A 19,834-nucleotide genomic window follows, 5' to 3' on the forward strand; every position below is an offset into this window, starting at 1 on the left:
GATTCAGTAACTAATTATTCTAAAGTAGAGTAATCTCCGATACTGATACTCGTGAAATTACCATCAAAATTGACATGATTTCCAATCATCGCGTTGTCTAAGTTAGCATTTTTGATGTGTACATGCGTCTGAACTAAACTGTTTTTGATGGTTGAATCTACAATATGCGTTCCTTTTCCAAGAGAAACATTGGGACCAACAGTAGCATTAATCAAAACTACATCTTCGCCAATATAGCACGGTGGAATGATGGTGGAATTTTCCTGTTTTACATCATAATCAATCAAATGTTCGCCATCATTGTGCAAAAAGCCTAACATTCTCGAATTCGTATCCACAGTCACATCCTTGTTCCCGCAATCCATCCACTCATCTACTTTGCCTGGTACAAATTTCATGCCCTTTGCCATCATTTGTTTGATACCGTCATTAATTTGGTATTCGCCACCATGAATGATGTTGTTGTCCAAAACAGACTGCAGCTCATTTCTTAGAACGGAAATTTCCTTGAAATAGTATATTCCGATAACGGCCAGATCCGAAACAAACTCTTTTGGTTTTTCTACCAATTCCACTATTTCGTTCGCTTCATTTAGGTTAATCACCCCAAAAGCTTCAGGTTGATCCACTTGTTTTACCCAAATCACACTGTCGGCTGTGGTATCTAAATCGAAATCGGCACGAATCAAAGTGTCGGCATACGCAATCACTGCCGGACCACTTAACGAATCTTTGGCACACATAATCGCATGACCCGTTCCGAGTGCTTCGTTTTGATAATAAATGGTTCCTTTTGCGCCTAATTTCTCGGCGATAGCGATTAAATCTTCCTCTACTTTTTTGCCAAAACTTTCATGAATGATGAAAGCAACCTCGTCGATAGGCTGATTCAAAACACTGGCTATATCTTCTACCAAACGGTGCACAATTGGTTTTCCTGCAATTGGGATTAATGGTTTTGGAATGGTTAAGGTATGTGGGCGAAGACGTGAACCACGACCTGCCATAGGTACTATTATTTTCATATTCATTGCCCGCGTATGCGGGTATCTTTTACATACCTGCTTCTCAGGTATCTTGGTTACTATTTATTATTTTCCTCTTATTATATTAAAATTGAAATTCCAATTTACACTAACATCCATCCAAGTTGGATTCATAGCATCAATTAAAGTTACTTTCCAATCTCTTTTCCATTTTTTTAGTTGCCTTTCACGTTTTGTGGCATCTAATCCGTTTTCCCATTCCTCAAAATACATCAACTTGTCACAATTATATTTAGCTGTAAATGAATTTGGGTAGACTTTTAGTTTGTGTTCTTTTACTCGTTCCATTAAATTATCAGTAACTCCTACATAAATAACACCTTGAGGTTTATTTGACATTATATAGACATACCTTAATTTCATTTTATTTGTCGTCAGATTCCTGCCTTCGCAGGAATTACTTCACCCCAGTGCTCCCAAATCCGCCTTCGCCTCTTGCTGTTTCAGATAAGACATCCACTGAAATCCATTCGGCGCGTTCGTGTTTGGCAATAACCAATTGGGCTATTCTTTCGCCGTTTTCTATGACAAAATTTTCATTGGATAAATTTACTAAAATCACACCAATCTCACCACGATAATCCGCATCAACTGTTCCGGGAGAATTCAACACCGTAATTCCCTTTTTGGCAGCCAATCCGCTTCTTGGACGAACTTGTGCTTCATAACCGATGGGAAGCTCCATAAAAAGACCCGTTTTAACAATGGCTCTTTCTAAGGGTTTTAGTTCTATTGGCGAGGTTATATGGGCTCTTAAATCCATTCCGGCTGAGGCAATGGTTTCGTAATTGGGTAATTCGTGTTCCGATGTATTGATGATTTTTATGGTCATTTCTAATTGGTTTTTCTTTTAAGGATTCGGACTAAGGTCTCTTTTTCACTGTAATAAATGAAATATAAAAATACGGCTAACAGCACAAATTTCACAGGATAATTTTCTCTTACAATCGGAATGTAAAACGATAACGCCGAGAATACAATCGTTAATCCCAAATAACTGAAGATTTTAGTAAAGTCATACGGAATCGGATACTGTTTTTGTCCCAATTTATAAGAGATAACCATCATGCTTCCATAAGCCGCAAGGGTTGCAATAGCAGAACCATAGTAGCTCATGGTCGGAATCAGAAGCCAGTTCAAGAGCAAAGTAATAATAGCACCTACAATCGAAATATACGCGCCAACTTTTGTTTTGTCAATCAGTTTGTACCAAACCGAAAGATTCGTGTAGATACCAAGGAAGAAATTAGCCAAAACAATCAAAGGCACTACATCTATAGCGTCCCAATACGCTTCATCGGGAACCAAAGGACGTTTTAACAAATCGATAAATACAATGACGAACAGACAGATAAACGACCCGAAAATCACAAAGTACTTAGTAATGGTAGCATAGGTTTGTGGTGCGTTTTCATCGCTGGCATGGCTGAAGAAAAAGGGTTCAATCCCCAAAGTATACGCCGTTCTAAACAACACCATAAACATTCCAATCTTGTAACAAGCAGCATACGCTCCGATATCTGACAAAGGAACGTGCATCCAGTCTAACAGAATTTTATCAAAATGCTCGTTGACTGCAAATGCTATTCCGGCAATTAAAATCGGTAGTCCGTAGGTAATCATCTTTTTCCACAAGACTTTATCAAACGTCCAGGATATTTTGGTGTAATTCGGAATCAGAACGACAAAAGTTGCCAAACTTGCCACTAACAGCGCGATGAAAATATACCCAATTTGATAGTTTTCGAAATAAAGAGTGCTTAGAAATCCGTTCGGGTTTTGGGCAGCTAATTGGGGTAAAAAGGCCAGAAAGAAAATGGTCAGTAATAAATTGATGGAAACATTTCCCATTTTTATGGCGGCGTATTTCATTGGCTTTTTCTCGGCTCGCAGCTTTGAAAAGGGTATTATGGCTAAAGCATCCAATACTAAAATCCAAATGGTATACGTGATATATTCTACATTAATTCCGGACCAATGAGACAACGTATTTCGGAGCAATAATCCTAGAACTAAAAACCCTATTGAAGTCCAAAAGAGCGAAATTGTAGCCGTAGAAATAACCCTTTTCTTGTTTTCCTGTGTGTTATAAAATCGGAAGAAAGCGGTTTCCATGCCGTAGGACAAGACCACATTGAAAAAAACCAAATACGCAAAAATCACCGAAACCTCACCCATTTTGCTTTTATCGGGTAAATACATCACATACACCGGATTCAGAATAAAGCTGATTATTCTGGGAAAAACTGTTGCCAGTCCGTAAATGAGTGTTTGTTTAAAGAGGTTTTTATATAAACTCAAAGTGTTAACTATTGCTTAGGAATTGTAGCAAAAGTAACTAATTCTTTGGTTTATGATAGGCCGTTTTCGTCTAAAATTTTTACGAAATGAAACCCTTTGGGTCCAAATCCCTGATTATATTAAAATCGATGCGCAGGAAAGTTTGTCGTATAGGCATCAAGAACAATATTGGTACATCCTAATGATTTGGCTTTAGCCTCTACAAAGTCGCAAATCATACTGAGGAAGCATGTCGTCCAGAGAAGTGAGTTCTTTGATTTCTATTTAATTCTTATTCTTTATCTACTGAAAAAGTTACTTGTTCTTGAGTGTCTTTTGGTTCTGGTATATCTTCCTCAGTAATTGTTTTTAATGTTTTCTTTGAAATTTTTGAGAGTTTAATTATTCTGTTGGCCTGATTTTGCACACATTTTTCAAACAAATTTCTAACTACTCTTGCGTTTCCGAAGCTGTCATCTTTTTTATCAACCAAAAGATCGAAAGTATCTGTTAGTTTTTCCTGAGCATTTGTATCAAGTATAAAATCGGCTTGTTTACAGAACCCTTCGAAAATCTGAAATAATTGCTCGGCTGTAAAATGATCAAAATAAAAATATCGGTTAAAACGAGAGCGTAATCCCGGATTAGACTCGATAAATGCTTTCATGGGTTCTGTGTAACCAGCAACAACCACTGACAAATCTTCGCGGTGGTCTTCCATTCTTTTAAGTAAAGTATTGACTGCTTCCGAGCCATAATCATTACCCATAATGTGCTGGGTCAAAGCATAGGCTTCATCAATAAAAAGAACGCCTCCCAGACTTTCCTGAACTACTTTATCAACCTTAGTCGCCGTTTGTCCAACAAATCCAGCAATCATTCCTTCCCGATCGGTTTCATACAATTGGCCTTGAGATAAAAACCCCAAATGCTTGTAAATTCTGCTTAACAATCTTGCTACCGAGGTTTTTCCGGTTCCCGGTGGCCCTAAAAAAACAGTATGTAATGTGATGTCAATATTTTTGAGCCCTTCTTTGTCTCTCTTTTTTTGGACTTCTAAAAGATTAATAAGTTCTTTAACATCATTTTTTACTTTTTCCAATCCAACCAGTTGGTGAAGTTCTTTCAATACTTTTTCAAGTGAATCATTATCTGGAACTGTATTTATAGCACTGTTTTCTTTAGAAAATGTGGTCGATGCTAGCATTTGATCCATCGCTTCTTTTTCAAAACTTAGGTTAAATGCCAGTTTCGCAAAACTATTAATGGCATTAAGTACTTGCTGAAGTTTATCGCTTTTGGTTTGTGATAGCGTTGTCACTAAAAAACTTTGGTTAGCTTTGTTATCTGAAGTAATTAAAATATTTCGCTTTCTAATTGCTTCCAGATTATTTATGAAATCAGGATTCGTAACTAATCTATTTAATGTCTGTAAGGCATTGGCATCAGCAAACTGACGATTTCTTAAAACATCAAAATAATAGGCCAGTACAAAACGGGATTTTTCATCTTCTCTTGGTAACTCTTGGCTATACAGTGATAGTAGATCTGACAGGAAAAAATCTTCTGCTTTATATTGATTTTTGGCAGCACTCCTAGCATTAACCAATGCATTCAAATTCCTGAGCGTCTTTTCGTCTGCATTTAATTGATCGCATAGAGATAGAAGTAAAGTGTTTTCTTCCATCAGAAGCTGAACAAATTTTTCGTCAAAAAAGGCTTTCTTTGGACTAATTTCTGCTTCAAGATATTCTTTTATAAGTAAAAAGGAATCTTCTAGAAATGACATTGGATTTCTCTTTTTCAAATGTATTATGCTTTGGTTTTAAGTTTAGGAATTCATCATTTGACGAACAATTTCATCGTACAATTTGTCATGCTTTTCACCGTAGTCTTTCCAAGCTATGCCCATTTCCCTTAAGTCATATTGAGCCACAACGGTTCCATACTCTTTTTTGTCTCCATTAATCGTTGGGTGTCCTATAACATAAATAGATTGAGCCAATTGTAAGGCCAGTTCTATATCATGTGTAGAAAAAATTACTGTATTGTATTCTGAAAGACTGCACAATAGGTCAAAGGATTGCTTTACTTCTTCAATATTTCCTACATCGAGACCTGAAAAAGGCTCGTCTAGAACAATAAATTTGTCTGATGAAAATAACTGTTCAATAATGGCTGTTCTTTGTCTTTGCCCACCGGAGAGTTCGTTTGGATATTTCTCTGCACAATTCTCTAATCCCCATTTGTGGATGTAGTCTTTGATTTTTTTATCCTTTTCTGATTCAGATAACGGGCTCTTTCTTAGAGCATAATTGAGCGTTTGAAGAACCGTTTTATGTCTGAAAAGAGTGTATTTTTGATTCACAAATCCGATATCACCTTCTTTGGCCATTTTAGCTGCTGTGGGATCAGTACTTTCGAAATCCTTAATTAAAATTTTTCCTGTATGTAAGGGCGTTAATCCGGTAAGAGCTCTAAAAAAAGTTGATTTTCCTCTGCCTGATCTTCCAACAAATGCTATTATCTGACCTGTTGCGGCAATACCGGTCCTTACAACATCTTTCTCCGTGATATTAATATCTTTGATGATTACATGGTCATCATAAGCCACGCTCAGATTTTCAACATATAATATTGTTTCTTTAAATGAAAAATCCATGGTTATATTTTTGAATATCTAAAAATTGCTTTTCTTAAAAAGTTGATACTCCAGTCGAGGAACAATCCAATTAGAAGAATAATTATCTGCAATGCAATGATTCTTCCATGATTCATGAATTTATCGGAATTCTTTATCAAAAACCCTAAACCTCCGGAAGCCACCACAATAGATTCTACTGTAACCAACATCATCCAAGTAATAGCTAAATTTTGTCGGATGGCGTCAATTACATAATCAATTCTTCCTAAAACAATGACTTGCCAAAGAACTTCCCATCGGTTACACTTAAGTGTTTTGGCATGGTCAAACTCTTCTTCAGGAATGTCTTTAATTACTGCTATAAGTGATGTTGTTAAGAATGTCGTTAAAAAAATAACCATGATCCATATCTGCATATTTCTCGCATCATGAATAACTAGCGTGATGTAAAATGACAAACCTGTAAAAGGTAGGAATCTGAATTTTGTTACAAACTCTGACACTGGTTTTAATAGTGGAATGGGCCAAGAGTAAGCGAATAGCAAGGCAATTGTTGTAGCCAAAAATATTGAAATGAAACAAAGTATCAATGAATTCCATATATGCACTACCAATCCTTCTTTGTACAATCCGCTGAATCCATCAAAAACTTGTGCCGGAGAAGGGAAGAGATGTTTTTGTCCTGAGGTTCCTACGAACCAAATTAGAAAGATAAGAGCAACCCAAGCAGCTAAAATTATAGTAGTTTGGGATTTACTTATTTTTTCAAACGGGGTTACAATTTTTATCATATCAGAGATAAAAAAGCTGTCATTACTGACAGCTTTTTTGTTTTATATTATTTTAAGAAAGTAATTACTACTCTTCTGTTTTTAGCTTTTCCTGTTTCCGAAGAGTTATCAGCTATTGGCTCGCTGGCTCCTTTTCCGTCGATTAATTGAAAACGACTTTCAGGAATTCCTTTTTGTTTCAAATAATCTACTACGGCTTGTGCTCTGTTTCTTGATAGAGGAACGTTTGCAGCATCACCTCCAACGTTATCCGTATGACCCACAATCGTTAATTTAGAGTTTTCAGCTTGTATTAAAAGGTTATAAATTCTTTCCAAATCCTTATTAGAATTGCTTTGAATAGAAGCGCTTCCTGAAGCAAAATTGATTTTCCATTCTCCCGAAGCCATTACTTCAGTCGCTTGTGAAGTATAATCTGCTTTGTCAGCAGCTGTCGATTCGATGTCATTGATGTTTTTCATGAAGAAAAGATTCACTGCTTCATCATAAGGAACCACTCTTCCTACGTTTTCATTAAATCCGAATGGGTTCAACTCGGTCAGATATGTTCCAACTTGGTTATAAACAGATTTGTATCGGTTAACGCCATCGGTCATTCCAAAGTATTGCATTCCGTCTGCATAGTTAAATACTTTTGAACCACCCATATTATAAGTTAAACCATTCTTAGTTCCTTGTTGTCCTTGGAACATTTTATACCAATATTCTGGTGTTTCCATCTTGTAAGTATCCGTAATGGCTTGTGACGCTCTAACCCTCCACTCGTCATAATTTTTCATTTGATTAGAGGCAGTCAAAGCAGATTTCAAGATATTAGAAACTATTTCAGGGTTTTTGGTAGCCCATTCTTTCACTCCGATTAACACCGTTGGCATTTGGTTGTTGAACTCTTTTGTTGATACAATGTCGATAAATCCAGATAGCTTATCAAAAACTAATTTATCACCAGGTGTCCAAGTCGCACATCCATCGATTTTTCTATTTACTGATTTACCGGTTAATTTACCGTTAGACACTTCTTTTAAAGAAACGGACCAACCAGTTGTCTGAGATTTAATCAACTCTTCTGCTGACTTAATGTAATCATCATTTTCTGAAGGATAAATATTTACAGCATCTGCATCATAAGTAGTTGGATCTGGGTTTACTTTTAAACCGTTAGCAAAACAGTAATTTACGGTTGTTACCCAATCCCCATCTCCCAATACTGCAGATATAACAGCTCCTTTCATGCTTTTTGGATTTGATTTCCAGCTTGGAGGCCCAATCAATTTGTCTTCTCCATAACTCATTCCTACGGCACCCATCACTTGCAAATGGTATTTGTCTTTTCCGTATTTTTCATCCAAAGCCTTTTGTACCGAGCTGATATAAAATGGTGCTCCATCACCCATAATCATTACCGCGAAAGCACTTTTGTCAGATGTTGGAAATGCTTCTCCTCCATCAAATTCTTCAATAAATTTCATTTGCATATTGCGCAACTCCGACAACCAATCCTGACGGATTATTTCAAGATTAACTCCATTTTTCTCCATCAGAGAACCTTTGGTTGTTTTTGGACCACCATTGGAAACAATCATTCCAGACTGAGCATTCCAAGCATATCCGGCAATTCTAACTAATGGCTTGTCGGCAACTTCTGTTGATATTTCTTTTGATGGTAACGCAATTTTTGCTGCGTTGGTTACATTATTTACATCCGTATTGTTGAGTTCAATTCCGGTAAGCTGTTTCGATACCGCTGTTCTCAAACCCGGAGACAAAGCATAGATTGCTCCTAAAATTCCCCCAATCCCAATAATAACGATAAGTAATTCCGATAAAGTGGTTAATTTGGTTGTTCTTAAAATTTTTCCCATTGTATATGTATTAGTTTGATTTTATTAAAAAATATCTCCAAAACCACCCGCATTCTGTTTGTCTTCCTTAGACATTTTGTAATTTGGACTGGTGTACTTTGTTGAGTCTGGAATAGTATTCTCACCTGTTTTTATTTCGTCTGCTAATGAATCTAAACGAGAGTATAGCTCATCATTATCAACAGAATATTTAGAAGTCAGTGCATCGATGTCAATTAAATTTTCAGAAGTTCTGGCAATATCCTGAGCTATGGTTGAGGTAACCACTTCTAAAGCATACTCCAATTCCCAGTCCTTCGTAAACATCATGGCGCTTTTTGCGCTTTCTGTAGCCGCTTTTGCATTTTTAGCAAACTCATATTCTTTGCGTAACATAGTAATGGTAGTATCAAAATCAGATATTTTGATGTCAATAGCGGTACCGGCAAGAGTCAGTTTTCGGTCCATTTTCCCCAATACATTAGCTCTAACTCCATACTTTTGGATAAAGCTTTTGCTTTGTTCGTATTGATTGGAGATACGCTGAGAATCGCTTAGTTTTTTTGCCAATTCACTTTGCAAAGCAACATATTCATCGGTGTCTTTAGCGCCAATTCCGTTTATTTTTACCATTTCATCCATAGCCGATTTTAGCTTTTCTGATTGGCGTTGCAAACTCAATACATCTTCTTGAAACTCTTTAGCTTCTTTTTCAGATTTAGAAGCTTCTATTTCCATTTCATTTTTAAGACCTTTTAATTTTGCTTTGGTGTTTTTAAAAACATCACGATTCTTCAACATTTTATTTTTCTGCTCTTCTAATTCATTGAATGGATTACTTTGAATAAGAGCTTTGTGAAGATTTTTGGTGGCAAAACGCAGCCCTTTCATGATTACCGGAAACATCATTACCAAAAACACAAGGAAGATGGCTGTAGCTGACAAAGCAACAACTTGACCTAACATAGTGAACAGTGGCGGAATGATGTAAGTCCATATTAAATAGCCTCCGGCGCCTAGGAGCCCAAGAGCTAAAGCCCAAAAAAGACCCTTTTCTCCTTTTTTCAGCTGATTGGCATTTAAAGCAATTTCTCCTTTGGATTCGTCAAAGTGCTTTAATATGGGTAATTCTAATAAGGTACTTTTTTCTTGTTCGTATTTATTCATATTACAAGTATTGATTAATTCCTGTTACAACTATATTAATGGACTCTTGAATTTTTTGCTTAGCCATATTATTGGCCTCTATTTTTAATTGCAATTCCAAAAACTCTTGTGCATTATCGTTATCGATTCTGCTAAGTTCCATTTTTTTGGATTCAAATTCCTTTTGAAGGTTTATAATTTGTGTTTCCAAATCCGTTATTTCTTTTGACAACTTTTTTTTATCCTCAGTGATTTTCAGATTTAAATCCGATTTTTTTGAATTTCCAATTATATTATACTTCTCATATACCTTTTCAATCTCAGTCAAATAGTATTTAGCTTTGTCTAACAGAAACTCTTTAGTTAAGTCAGGATTAATAGTCTTTCCCATGGTAAACGCCATCTGATAACTCTGCGGATTCGTAACGCCAACAGCATTAACCGATTTGTACATTTCAAAAAAGTCAAACCCTTGCGAATTTAATCCTTCAAATCCTTTCTGATAAACCTCTAGAACCTCAGGTAAAAAAACATTTGAGGAAGTGTTTACAGCAATAGGATTGTTAACTGAGTCAGGAAACTTATTGGTTTGAGGAAAAGAAGCTGATGCTTCTACATTTTTTGGCTGGTTGTGGTCTTCTTCATTTATAAAAAGACTTTTCCAGTTAAAACTATCTTTACTCATAGGGTTGAATTTTATTTGCTTGAATTGTACGTAGGAATTATCAAAAAGTTACTATTAAGCTATAAAAATATAAAAATTCCCCTAGTAAAAAAGTTTTAAATTTATATTATTACAAATAAAAAAAAGAGCCAACAATTGTTGACTCTTTTTTAGAATATGTTGAATTAAATATTATCCTTTCAAAGCTTCTGCACCACCAACAATCTCTAAGATTTCGTTAGTAATTGCAGCCTGACGGGCTTTGTTATACGTCAGTTTTAATTGATTTCTCAATTCGGTGGCGTTGTCTGTAGCTTTATGCATTGCAGTCATACGCGCTCCGTGTTCTGAAGCAAACGAATCTCTGATAGCTTTGTATAATTGCGTTTTCAATGATTTCGGAATCAAAGTCAATACAATTTCTTCTTTGGAAGGTTCAAAAATATAATCTCCAGTTGAAACCGGTACATCTGATTTAATCGGTGCTAACGGTAAAAACTGTTCTACTTGAACAATTTGAGTCGCCGCATTTTTAAACTGATTGTATACCAATTCAATTTTATCGTAATCACCCGAAGTAAATTTATCAGTCAAAAGCTGCGCAATATCCGCTACGTTTTCAAACGTTAATTGGTCAAAAACCTCGCTTCTGTTGTCAATAACGTTTGCCGTCTTTTTGAAGATGTCGTTTCCTTTTTTACCTATAGCAAAAATATCCACTTGTTTTCCGGCATAGCTGTCCGCAAGTTCTTTGGCTTGTTTGATGACATTGGTATTAAAAGCTCCAGCCAAACCTCTGTTTGAAGTGATAACAACGATTAAAACCTTGTTTACTTCACGTTGTGCAGTGAACTCGCCTCCCGCATCACCATCAAGTGTAGCGCTGACATTTTGCAAAAGCTCCGTTAATTTTTCGGCATAAGGGCGCATCGCTGTAATAGCATCTTGAGCTTTTTTCAACTTTGCAGCAGAAACCATTTTCATCGCCGATGTAATCTGCATCGTAGATGAAACGGAACTTATTCGATTACGTATTTCCTTTAAGTTTGCCATTTTATTTTAGTCTAAAGTCGCAAGTCATAAAGTCAAAAGTTTGATAGTACCAGATAAACAGGCTTTAGACTTTTGACTTTAGTCTTTTGACAGATTTTAGTTATATTGAGCCGAAAGTTCCTTAGCTACTTTCTCTAAAACATCCGTGATATTGTCATCCAATTTACCGGCTTTTAAAGCGTCTAAGATATCTCTGTGCTTGTTGTTTAAGTAATCAATGAAACTTCTTTCGAATTCTTTTACTTTGTTTACAGGAACATTTCGCAACAAGTTTTTAGAACCTGCATAGATGATAGCTACCTGATCTTCTACAGTATACGGATCGTTTACCGCTTGTTTCAAGATTTCAACGTTTCTTCTTCCTTTTTCGATTACGTTCAAAGTAACCGCATCAAGGTCAGAACCAAATTTGGCAAACGCTTCCAATTCACGGAATTGTGCTTGATCTAGTTTTAACGTACCCGCTACTTTTTTCATCGATTTAATCTGAGCATTACCTCCAACACGCGATACCGAAATACCTACGTTAATTGCCGGACGAACTCCCGAGTTAAATAAATCACCATCCAAGAAAATCTGTCCATCTGTAATCGAGATTACGTTGGTTGGGATATACGCAGAAACGTCACCCGCTTGTGTTTCAATGATTGGTAAAGCCGTTAACGAACCTCCACCTTTTACGATTCCTTTTAATGAATCCGGTAAATCGTTCATGTCTTTAGCAATTCCGTCATCCGCAATTACTTTACAAGCTCTTTCTAACAAACGAGAGTGTAAGTAAAATACGTCTCCAGGATAAGCCTCACGACCCGGTGGTCTTCTTAACAAAAGAGACACCTCACGATAGGCCACCGCTTGTTTTGATAAATCATCATAGATAATCAAAGCAGGACGACCTGAATCACGGAAATATTCTCCGATAGCAGCTCCGGCCATTGGAGCATATACCTGCATTGGAGCAGGGTCAGAAGCATTAGCAGCAACGATAACCGTATAGGCCATAGCTCCTTTTTCTTCTAATGTTTTAGCAATACCTGCTACTGTCGAAGCTTTTTGCCCGATAGCAACGTATATACAAAATACTGGTTGACCAGCATCGTAGAATTCTTTTTGATTCAAAATAGTATCGATACAAACCGTAGTTTTACCAGTTTGACGGTCACCAATTACAAGCTCACGTTGTCCTCTTCCTACTGGGATCATAGCATCAATAGATTTGATACCTGTTTGCAATGGCTCAGTTACCGGCTGACGGAAGATAACTCCAGGAGCTTTTCTTTCCAATGGCATTTCGTATAGTTCACCTCCGATTGGTCCTTTACCATCGATTGGCTCTCCAAGTGTATTTACTACACGTCCTACGATTTGCTCACCTACTTTAAGAGAGGCAATACGTTGTGTTCTTTTTACGGTAGACCCTTCGCTGATTCCTGTTGATGGTCCTAAAAGTACCACCCCAACATTGTCTTCTTCTAAGTTCAAAACGATAGCTTCCAATCCGTTGTCGAATTGCACTAACTCACCGTATTGCGCATTTGATAAGCCGTAAACACGGGCAATACCATCACCTACCTGAAGAACAGTTCCAACTTCCTCTAATGTTGCGCCTGATTCAAAACCAGATAATTGTTTCTTTAATATTGCTGAAATTTCAGCTGCTTTAATTTCTGCCATTGTGATATCTCTTTAATGGTACCTATTAATTACTAAATTCTCTTTTTAACTCCTGAAGTCTGTTGGCCACAGAAGCATTGTATTGTTTGTCTCCAATTCTCAAAATAAATCCACCAATAATGGCCGGATCTACTAGGTTTTCAATGGTTATTTTTTTGTCTGAAATCAAGGCTATTTTGTCCAATACTTTCGCTTCTAATTCAGCGGTCATTGGAATAGCTGTGGTCACTTTAGCAACTTCTACACCTTGCATTTCGTCATACAAAGCATTGAATTGTTCAGCAATAGCACCTAAGATTTCAAATCTTTTGTTTTCTTGAAGCAATCTGAAAAGCGACTTTGTTTCGGACTCGACTGAAGCAAAAACTTCTGACAAGGCATTCATCTTCATTTCTGAGGTAATGATTGGGCTTGCTAAAAATTCTTTCAAGTCAGCACTCGAATGTACCGAAGCAACGATAGATTTCATATCCTCGTTTACCTTTTCAGTTTTTCCGCTTGAAACCGTAGTTTCTAAAATTGCTTTCGCGTATCTAATCGCAGCTCTTGACATAACGATTAATTTAATTTTACGTCACCTAACATTTTCTCTACCATTTTGGTTTGAGCCTCTTTGTTAGATAATTCCTCTTTTAATAATTTTTCAGCAATGTCAATTGACAAAGTAGAAACCTGAGCTTTTAATTCAGCTAATGCTGCATTTTTCTCACTTTCGATAGAAGCTTTTGCTTGCTCAATCATTTTTTGACCAGCAACCTGAGCTTCAGCTTTGGCATCGCTAATCATTTTTTCTTTGATTTCGCGAGCATCTTTCATCATTAAGTCACGCTCTACTCTGGCATCAGCTAATAATTTCTCATTATCTGATTTCAGGTTTTGCATTTCCTTTTTTGCATTTTCAGCAGAAAGCAAAGCATTTTTAATTCCTTCTTCTCTTTCATTAACGGCATCAAGAATAGGTTTCCAAGCAAATTTTTTCAAAAGGAAAACAAGTGCAAGAAACAATACTGTTTGCATGATAAACAAACCTAATGAAAACTGTCCTAATAATTCTTCCATTATATTATATCTTAAGTTTTAATGTGTGTTTAATAGTAAACAAAAGCTACAACCAACCGTTATAGCTTTTGTTTTGTTTTTTTGACTATGTTGCGAAAATTGCAGCAAAACCAATACCTTCTACAAGAGCAGCTGCAATAAGCATAGCTGTTTGGATTTTACCAGTAGCTTCTGGTTGACGAGCAATAGCATCCATTGCTGATCCACCGATTTTTCCGATACCAATACCAGCTCCGATTACTACTAATCCAGCTCCAACGATTCTAGGAATTTCCATGTTATATATATATTTAATTAAACATTCAATTTATTGCAGATTAATGATTTTTGATTTCTGAATTATTCTTTCTGCATTCAAAAATCTGAAATCAAAAAATCTTAATGATGTGCTTCTTCGTGGTGGTGCTCTTCAACAGCTGAACCGAAATACAAAGCAGCTAACATCGTGAAAATATAAGCCTGTAGCAAGGCCACCAATACTTCAAGCAATGATAATACAAAAGCAAGAAGGAATGATAATGGGCTTCCTATTGGGCTATCAAACTTATACATCAATGAGATAAGGGTCATCAATACCACGTGTCCGGCTAACATATTCGCATACAAACGAATTGTTAATGAAAATGGTTTGATAATAGTTCCTAATAATTCTATTGGAGCTAAAATAAACTTCATTGGAACTGGTACTCCTGGCATCCAGAAAATATGTTTCCAATAATCTTTTTTAGCGGTAAATGTTGTGATTAGGTAAGTTAGTATAGCCAATGAAGCTGTAATGGCAATATTACCAGTAATATTTACTCCCAGCGGCGTCAATCCGAACATATTTAAAAACCAAATAAAGAAAAATATGGTCAATAAAAAGCTCATGTATTTTTTATAATGCTTTTCACCAATGTTTGGGATAGCAATATCGTCTCTAACGTATAAAATGATAGGTTCAAAGAATCGTCCGGCGCCTTTGGCGATAGAACCATTTTTCTTATACGATTTTCCTAATCCTGCAAACAACAAGAACATTAGTAAACCAACAACAAGAATCATAAATACGTTCTTTGTGATTGAAAAATCAATAGGTTGTGCATTATTTACATGTCCTTTTTCATCTTCGGTAAAAGTTCCTTCAGCATCTGTTTTATAAATCTTACCATTGTGGTGGTCTATTTTATAATAGTTACCATTGGATTCTGCAACCGCTTCTCCATGCTCAAATTTAGAAGAGGAGAAGAAATGAATTCCATTGTCCCATAAAATCACAGGTAATGGAAAACCGAAATGTTTCTCACCGTCTTTCCCATATGAAAAAAGAGTAAAGTCGTGCGAATCTAACAAGTGGTGTTTAACATAAGCTTTTCTTTCTAATTCAGCTTTTTCATCTTCTGTTAGGTTAGCAGTATCAGCATGAGCATCATGAGATTTTGCCTCGGCATGAGTCGCTTCTGTTGCAGCACTCTTTACGGTATCATTCGTAGGATTTGCTGAACTTACTAACGGAAGAAATGCCACTAAAGCGGCTATAAAGAAGTGGAGTGGTTTTTTTGAAAGCACCATAACGGATAATTAACTTATATTAACGTTTTTCAAATTTGGTGCAAAAGTACAATATTAATTAATATTAAAAAGTAATAGTTTTGATTTTTTTGATTGAATTGTCAATTCTGAAACAATTTATTGCTTATTATTTAAAATTCTGATGGTTACAACGGTTTCTATTGTCAAAAAGTAAATGAAAATAATAAAAAAGTTGATTTTTTCTGTCGGTGTTTTAGGTAGTGTAACTTCAAGGATTGGATGCAGCAATGCATACGCAACAATCATCTTAAAACACGTTAAAATCAAAAAAGTATAACCTACATAATCTATATTGATTTCTTTGATTTTAATCAGTGTTAATACAATGATTAATGAAAATACAGCAAAGTACCCATACAGTTCGGGTGTGGAATGGATAAAAGTCTCTTCGAAAATATTAGGAATGAAGCAATAGGAGATGATTTTATGAACAATAAACCCTATAAGTGCCAAAATGATTATGGTGAAAAGCGGCTTGAACTTCATATATTCTCGTCCATTTTATTAATCTCTTTTAATTGGCGATGGATATTGTAAAAGGCTAATAAAACACCTATCATCGTGAAGATTTTTACATACAATCGGTGTGGATTGGTGTATTTTTCATCCAGCCACTTCCCTAAATAGGCAAACAAAAAAACAATGACTCCCATTTGAATAGGAATATTGATTAAGGCCAACCACTTGTTACGCTGTTTTTTCTTCTGTGGATTTTCCATCGGTAATCATGCTTTTCACATGAGGTTTCATTACGCAAGTTGCACTAAATTCGGCTCCCGGTTCTACAGATAGTTTGCCACATACAACTTCACCCTGAATGTGCGCTTTTGATTTTATATTTAGGATTTCTTGAACTTGTATTTTACCTTCGAAATGACCTTCTATATCGGCATTTTTACAAATGATATCACCTTTAACACTTCCGGCTGGACCAATGACTATTTTGCCTTTTGAGTGAAAATTCCCCACCAAATGGCCGTCCAAACGGAAATCTGCTGGCGAATTTATAGTGCCTTGAATAGTAGTTCCTTCAACGATTCTATTCGTTTTTCCTAAAAGATCGGTGTATGATTTTTGACTTTTTTCAAACATGATTATCCTTTTTTACCCGATTTTCCTCCTCCCATTTGCGGAGATGGCGGTGGTCCGTATTCGCCTCCCGGTTCATTATCCTTAGCGCCACTAGGGTCTTTTGGCTGCTGCGACTGACCTCCTTGTGGTTGCTGATTCGAATTTACAGGCTGTTGTGGCTGTTGTGGCTCAGGAATGACAATTCTTTCTATAGTGCCGTCCCAGTTAGGTTGCGGAGCAGTCTCCGGAAGGTCTCCTGCCAAGTATTCATTCAAATTCTTTTTGATATGAACAATGGTATAGTTTTCTGCCGAAATGATAATCGGTGTTTCTACAACTTTATATTCTTTAAATTCTTTTAAAACAGAAGCTACGCCTTTTGCTAAATCTTCCGAAGTCAAGCCATGTATCACCACAAAATTATCCGTTGTAGTATAAATATCTAACGAAACGGCCAATTTATTCAGACTTCTATCGGCAATAAACTTTTTGATTTTTTCACGAAGTGCTTTGGTTGGCTTGTCTTCAAAATCTTTGGTAGCATATAAAATTTTCCAGCTTTTAGAAGGTGCTCTTGACAACTGTAGTGCTTCTAATTTTGGCAAATCGACTGCAATTAATTTTTCGGCTTTTTTTCCTTCTTCACTGTTTGGATAATTAAGGGCAACATAGTTCAATGCATTTTTGAACTCGCCAAGTCCACTAAGTTTTCCAGTAATTTGTGCTTTTAGCAATTCTAACTTCGGAACAATTTCATCGCCGTTAAATCGATTAATCGCATCTTCAGTTCCTGCTAATGCTTCCTTGTAGCCACCTTCTTTATTTTGCTTGTACAATTTTTGATAAATGGCATTCGGAGAATCACTAGATTCTTCTATTTCGATGGATGGATTCAATAAAATTTGTGCATAACGCGAATTTGGATATTGCGTTACTATGCTCGATTTGATTGCTTCTGCTTTTTGCTTGTCCATGATCTCATATAATTTATACAAATTATACAAGGCTGGTAAAACCAATCGTTCTTCCGGTTCGTCTCCAAGCAATTTTTCTAATCGATTAATGGCTAGCGGATATTCCTTGAATTTTTCCTTGTAAATTAATCCCAATTGATAATTAGCAAAGTTTCGGTCTCTGCTCAAGCTGTCAATAAGCTGCTGTGAATCGGGGATTTGCTTGATGTAGAACTCTGGAGTGTATCTCTCGTCAACCTTTGCAACATCTTTAGAAGTATTGCCGCTATCAGAATCGATACTGTCAGTATCCTCCGTAGAACCTTTCTCGGTAAGCGAAGACACGCGCCAATTGTCTTTTAATGTTCGTTTACCCCAGTTTTTAGCAAATTCAACTTTGCCGTAAGCTACGGTTGTTGGATTGTAAAAGTAAAAAACACTTCCGGTTCCGGAAACTGATGAACTTGAAGCACTCTTTTCTTTGGTTGCGACCGCTTTTTCTTTTTTAGGACTCGAATCCGTGATATCTCCTTTTGAAGAAGAACCTCCACCACTATTTCTTTCCTGGTTTTCTTTGATTTTCGCTAATTTCTCCGCTAATTTTTTCTTAGCTTCTTCTTCTTTTTTTAGCTTGGTAATATACGTTTCAAAATAAGCGGTTCTATCAGTACCCGACATTTTATATAGCGAAATGATACTATCGTTTCCTTGCGCAATAGTCTCATATTTAATAACATCTTCAAGATTTTCTCTTTTCTTTTTAATCAAATTATACTCGCGTGTTCTTGGTTTTAGATTCACTATAGTGCTGTCATAGTATTTCCCTGCGGTGATGAATTTCGATTCGATAAAATGGATATCTGCAAGGTTTCTGTAATTGGAAGCCGCGAGGTAGGTGTCTGTTGATTTCTTTTTTAACGAAAGATTATACTCTTTTTTAGCAAGCTCTCTGTTGTTTGTTTTTTCTCTGAAAAGTGCCAATTGATGGTGAAGCACATCCAAATAAGGTCTGTTTTCGCGGTCTTCCAAAAGATCTTTGTATTTTTTTAGAAAAGCAGTGGTATCCCCTTTGGTGTAATCAAATTGTGCCGCTTGTCTGGCATGTGCATGAATGACATACGCTTTTGCTGCTTTTCTGCGCATATCGATTACGGCTTGGTAACTGGTATAAGCACTATCTTTGTGTCCCATTTGTTCATAGAGCTGACCTAAAATATAATGGTATCGCGATACTTCTTCGTTAGACTTCGTGAATTCTTTGGCTATTTTAAGTTTAGCAATCGCGCTGTCTTTTTCCTGCAGATTGATGAATGCCTGCGCTAAAGTTGCATTAGCATCTGCAAATATCTGGTCTTTAAATTTTCTTTCTTTTAATAGTTTTCTCAGATTGTTCACTGCCAATGCATCGTTGTCAAGACGCATATTTGTTTTTTCTCTCCAGATTTTTACGATGTAGATTTTATCGCTATTCGGTGATTTGTTCAAAACGTAATTAAAGGCATCCAAAGCTGGGACAAATCTTTGGTCGTAGTATCGTGCTTTACCAAGCATCAGATAAGCTTCGTCCATCTGCGGGTTTTTTTCAGAGCCACCAATATTCATCGAGTGCTTCTGAATGGCTTTGGTCGCTTTGGTTTCGGCTTTGTCAAAATTGGCGTTTTTGGCTTGACCCGGCATCATCGTTTGCTCTAAAATTTGCATACGCTCCACCGGAAGCAATTCCCAAAAATTGTCTTGATACTGAAGTTTAACTTCTTGAATTCCTTTGTCTAAAGCAATTCCACCGTTATATAAAATATTGTCTTTGGTACTAAGTGCGTGTGAATTTCTGGAAAGCCATGTGTTTTTTTTGGTAGAACAGGCTATCAAAAAAATGAGTAATCCCGAAAAAAGGAAGAATTTAATGGTATTGGTTTTCAAAGCGAAACGTTTAATGGTATAACGTAAAATTGTCATAATTAGTATAACTGACTGGTAAAAATACATTTCTTTTTGATACAGCAAAAAATAAGCGGTAAGTTTTTACCATTATTGATAAAT

Annotated in this window: 20 protein-coding genes; all 20 read right to left on the reverse strand. The window is 36.3% G+C overall.

Annotated features, from left to right (window positions below):
- Window positions 1-14: 14 nt before the first annotated feature.
- The gene (locus tag ACULEU_RS14845; RefSeq protein ID WP_445453352.1) at window positions 15-1,025 is read right to left on the reverse strand and encodes a sugar phosphate nucleotidyltransferase; all 1,011 of its coding nucleotides are present in this window, start codon (window positions 1,023-1,025) and stop codon (window positions 15-17) included.
- A 66-nt stretch (window positions 1,026-1,091) separates the two neighbouring features.
- Window positions 1,092-1,385: a GIY-YIG nuclease family protein gene (locus ACULEU_RS14850; protein ID WP_445453353.1), complete on the reverse strand. Its 294-nt coding sequence runs from the start codon at window positions 1,383-1,385 to the stop codon at window positions 1,092-1,094.
- A 58-nt stretch (window positions 1,386-1,443) separates the two neighbouring features.
- Window positions 1,444-1,878: a dUTP diphosphatase gene (dut, locus tag ACULEU_RS14855; RefSeq protein ID WP_445453354.1), complete on the reverse strand. Its 435-nt coding sequence runs from the start codon at window positions 1,876-1,878 to the stop codon at window positions 1,444-1,446.
- A gap of 2 nt (window positions 1,879-1,880) precedes the next feature.
- Window positions 1,881-3,347 carry an oligosaccharide flippase family protein gene (locus ACULEU_RS14860; RefSeq protein WP_445453355.1) on the reverse strand — a complete coding sequence of 489 codons (1,467 nt, stop codon included), beginning with the start codon at window positions 3,345-3,347 and terminating at the stop codon, window positions 1,881-1,883.
- A 271-nt stretch (window positions 3,348-3,618) separates the two neighbouring features.
- Window positions 3,619-5,115: an AAA family ATPase gene (locus ACULEU_RS14865; RefSeq protein WP_445453356.1), complete on the reverse strand. Its 1,497-nt coding sequence runs from the start codon at window positions 5,113-5,115 to the stop codon at window positions 3,619-3,621.
- A gap of 42 nt (window positions 5,116-5,157) precedes the next feature.
- A complete protein-coding gene (locus tag ACULEU_RS14870) occupies window positions 5,158-5,988 on the reverse strand; it encodes an ATP-binding cassette domain-containing protein (protein WP_445453357.1) in 831 nt (276 codons plus the stop codon).
- A 2-nt stretch (window positions 5,989-5,990) separates the two neighbouring features.
- Window positions 5,991-6,761, reverse strand: coding sequence for an ABC transporter permease (locus tag ACULEU_RS14875; RefSeq protein WP_445453358.1), 771 nt, complete (start codon window positions 6,759-6,761; stop codon window positions 5,991-5,993).
- Window positions 6,762-6,808: 47 nt separating this feature from the next.
- Window positions 6,809-8,623: an OmpA family protein gene (locus ACULEU_RS14880; RefSeq protein ID WP_445453359.1), complete on the reverse strand. Its 1,815-nt coding sequence runs from the start codon at window positions 8,621-8,623 to the stop codon at window positions 6,809-6,811.
- Window positions 8,624-8,647: 24 nt separating this feature from the next.
- Window positions 8,648-9,769: a hypothetical protein gene (locus tag ACULEU_RS14885; protein ID WP_445453360.1), complete on the reverse strand. Its 1,122-nt coding sequence runs from the start codon at window positions 9,767-9,769 to the stop codon at window positions 8,648-8,650.
- A 1-nt stretch (window position 9,770) separates the two neighbouring features.
- On the reverse strand, window positions 9,771-10,433 hold the full coding sequence (locus tag ACULEU_RS14890) for a hypothetical protein (RefSeq protein WP_445453361.1): 663 nt from the start codon (window positions 10,431-10,433) through the stop codon (window positions 9,771-9,773).
- Between the two features lie 171 nt (window positions 10,434-10,604).
- Window positions 10,605-11,465, reverse strand: coding sequence for an ATP synthase F1 subunit gamma (atpG, locus tag ACULEU_RS14895; protein ID WP_445453362.1), 861 nt, complete (start codon window positions 11,463-11,465; stop codon window positions 10,605-10,607).
- Between the two features lie 96 nt (window positions 11,466-11,561).
- Window positions 11,562-13,139, reverse strand: coding sequence for a F0F1 ATP synthase subunit alpha (gene atpA / locus ACULEU_RS14900; protein ID WP_445453363.1), 1,578 nt, complete (start codon window positions 13,137-13,139; stop codon window positions 11,562-11,564).
- Between the two features lie 25 nt (window positions 13,140-13,164).
- Entirely contained in the window at window positions 13,165-13,698 is a 534-nt protein-coding gene (gene atpH / locus ACULEU_RS14905; protein ID WP_445454862.1) for an ATP synthase F1 subunit delta, read from the reverse strand.
- Complete coding sequence (locus ACULEU_RS14910; protein ID WP_445453364.1) at window positions 13,698-14,198, reverse strand: F0F1 ATP synthase subunit B; 501 nt, start codon at window positions 14,196-14,198, stop codon at window positions 13,698-13,700. The genes atpH and ACULEU_RS14910 overlap by 1 nt, the downstream gene beginning before the upstream one ends.
- An 85-nt stretch (window positions 14,199-14,283) precedes the next feature.
- Window positions 14,284-14,475, reverse strand: a complete 192-nt coding sequence (gene atpE, locus ACULEU_RS14915; RefSeq protein ID WP_162126783.1) for an ATP synthase F0 subunit C — start codon at window positions 14,473-14,475, stop codon at window positions 14,284-14,286.
- A gap of 101 nt (window positions 14,476-14,576) precedes the next feature.
- On the reverse strand, window positions 14,577-15,749 hold the full coding sequence (gene atpB / locus ACULEU_RS14920) for a F0F1 ATP synthase subunit A (RefSeq protein ID WP_445453365.1): 1,173 nt from the start codon (window positions 15,747-15,749) through the stop codon (window positions 14,577-14,579).
- A gap of 117 nt (window positions 15,750-15,866) precedes the next feature.
- Window positions 15,867-16,256, reverse strand: a complete 390-nt coding sequence (locus ACULEU_RS14925; RefSeq protein WP_445453366.1) for a hypothetical protein — start codon at window positions 16,254-16,256, stop codon at window positions 15,867-15,869.
- Entirely contained in the window at window positions 16,253-16,489 is a 237-nt protein-coding gene (locus tag ACULEU_RS14930) for an AtpZ/AtpI family protein (RefSeq protein WP_445453367.1), read from the reverse strand. Before ACULEU_RS14930 ends, ACULEU_RS14925 begins: the two co-directional genes overlap by 4 nt.
- On the reverse strand, window positions 16,458-16,862 hold the full coding sequence (locus ACULEU_RS14935) for a bactofilin family protein (protein ID WP_445453368.1): 405 nt from the start codon (window positions 16,860-16,862) through the stop codon (window positions 16,458-16,460). Before ACULEU_RS14935 ends, ACULEU_RS14930 begins: the two co-directional genes overlap by 32 nt.
- 2 nt (window positions 16,863-16,864) lie before the next feature.
- The gene (porW, locus tag ACULEU_RS14940) at window positions 16,865-19,750 is read right to left on the reverse strand and encodes a type IX secretion system periplasmic lipoprotein PorW/SprE (protein WP_445453369.1); all 2,886 of its coding nucleotides are present in this window, start codon (window positions 19,748-19,750) and stop codon (window positions 16,865-16,867) included.
- Window positions 19,751-19,834 lie beyond the last annotated feature (84 nt).

It is taken from the genome of Flavobacterium sp. 25HG05S-40 (assembly GCF_052654735.1).

What these genes read in the sequence shown, in the direction of transcription:
- ACULEU_RS14845 (WP_445453352.1), bottom strand. Translation starts at nt 1,025, where the DNA reads ATGAAAATAATAGTACCTATGGCAGGTCGTGGTTCACGTCTTCGCCCA.
- ACULEU_RS14850 (WP_445453353.1), bottom strand. Translation starts at nt 1,385, where the DNA reads ATGTCAAATAAACCTCAAGGTGTTATTTATGTAGGAGTTACTGATAAT.
- dut (WP_445453354.1), bottom strand. Translation starts at nt 1,878, where the DNA reads ATGACCATAAAAATCATCAATACATCGGAACACGAATTACCCAATTAC.
- ACULEU_RS14865 (WP_445453356.1), bottom strand. Translation starts at nt 5,115, where the DNA reads ATGTCATTTCTAGAAGATTCCTTTTTACTTATAAAAGAATATCTTGAA.
- ACULEU_RS14870 (WP_445453357.1), bottom strand. Translation starts at nt 5,988, where the DNA reads ATGGATTTTTCATTTAAAGAAACAATATTATATGTTGAAAATCTGAGC.
- ACULEU_RS14875 (WP_445453358.1), bottom strand. Translation starts at nt 6,761, where the DNA reads ATGATAAAAATTGTAACCCCGTTTGAAAAAATAAGTAAATCCCAAACT.
- ACULEU_RS14880 (WP_445453359.1), bottom strand. Translation starts at nt 8,623, where the DNA reads ATGGGAAAAATTTTAAGAACAACCAAATTAACCACTTTATCGGAATTA.
- ACULEU_RS14885 (WP_445453360.1), bottom strand. Translation starts at nt 9,769, where the DNA reads ATGAATAAATACGAACAAGAAAAAAGTACCTTATTAGAATTACCCATA.
- ACULEU_RS14890 (WP_445453361.1), bottom strand. Translation starts at nt 10,433, where the DNA reads ATGAGTAAAGATAGTTTTAACTGGAAAAGTCTTTTTATAAATGAAGAA.
- atpG (WP_445453362.1), bottom strand. Translation starts at nt 11,465, where the DNA reads ATGGCAAACTTAAAGGAAATACGTAATCGAATAAGTTCCGTTTCATCT.
- atpA (WP_445453363.1), bottom strand. Translation starts at nt 13,139, where the DNA reads ATGGCAGAAATTAAAGCAGCTGAAATTTCAGCAATATTAAAGAAACAA.
- ACULEU_RS14910 (WP_445453364.1), bottom strand. Translation starts at nt 14,198, where the DNA reads ATGGAAGAATTATTAGGACAGTTTTCATTAGGTTTGTTTATCATGCAA.
- atpE (WP_162126783.1), bottom strand. Translation starts at nt 14,475, where the DNA reads ATGGAAATTCCTAGAATCGTTGGAGCTGGATTAGTAGTAATCGGAGCT.
- atpB (WP_445453365.1), bottom strand. Translation starts at nt 15,749, where the DNA reads ATGGTGCTTTCAAAAAAACCACTCCACTTCTTTATAGCCGCTTTAGTG.
- ACULEU_RS14925 (WP_445453366.1), bottom strand. Translation starts at nt 16,256, where the DNA reads ATGAAGTTCAAGCCGCTTTTCACCATAATCATTTTGGCACTTATAGGG.
- ACULEU_RS14930 (WP_445453367.1), bottom strand. Translation starts at nt 16,489, where the DNA reads ATGGAAAATCCACAGAAGAAAAAACAGCGTAACAAGTGGTTGGCCTTA.
- ACULEU_RS14935 (WP_445453368.1), bottom strand. Translation starts at nt 16,862, where the DNA reads ATGTTTGAAAAAAGTCAAAAATCATACACCGATCTTTTAGGAAAAACG.
- porW (WP_445453369.1), bottom strand. Translation starts at nt 19,750, where the DNA reads ATGACAATTTTACGTTATACCATTAAACGTTTCGCTTTGAAAACCAAT.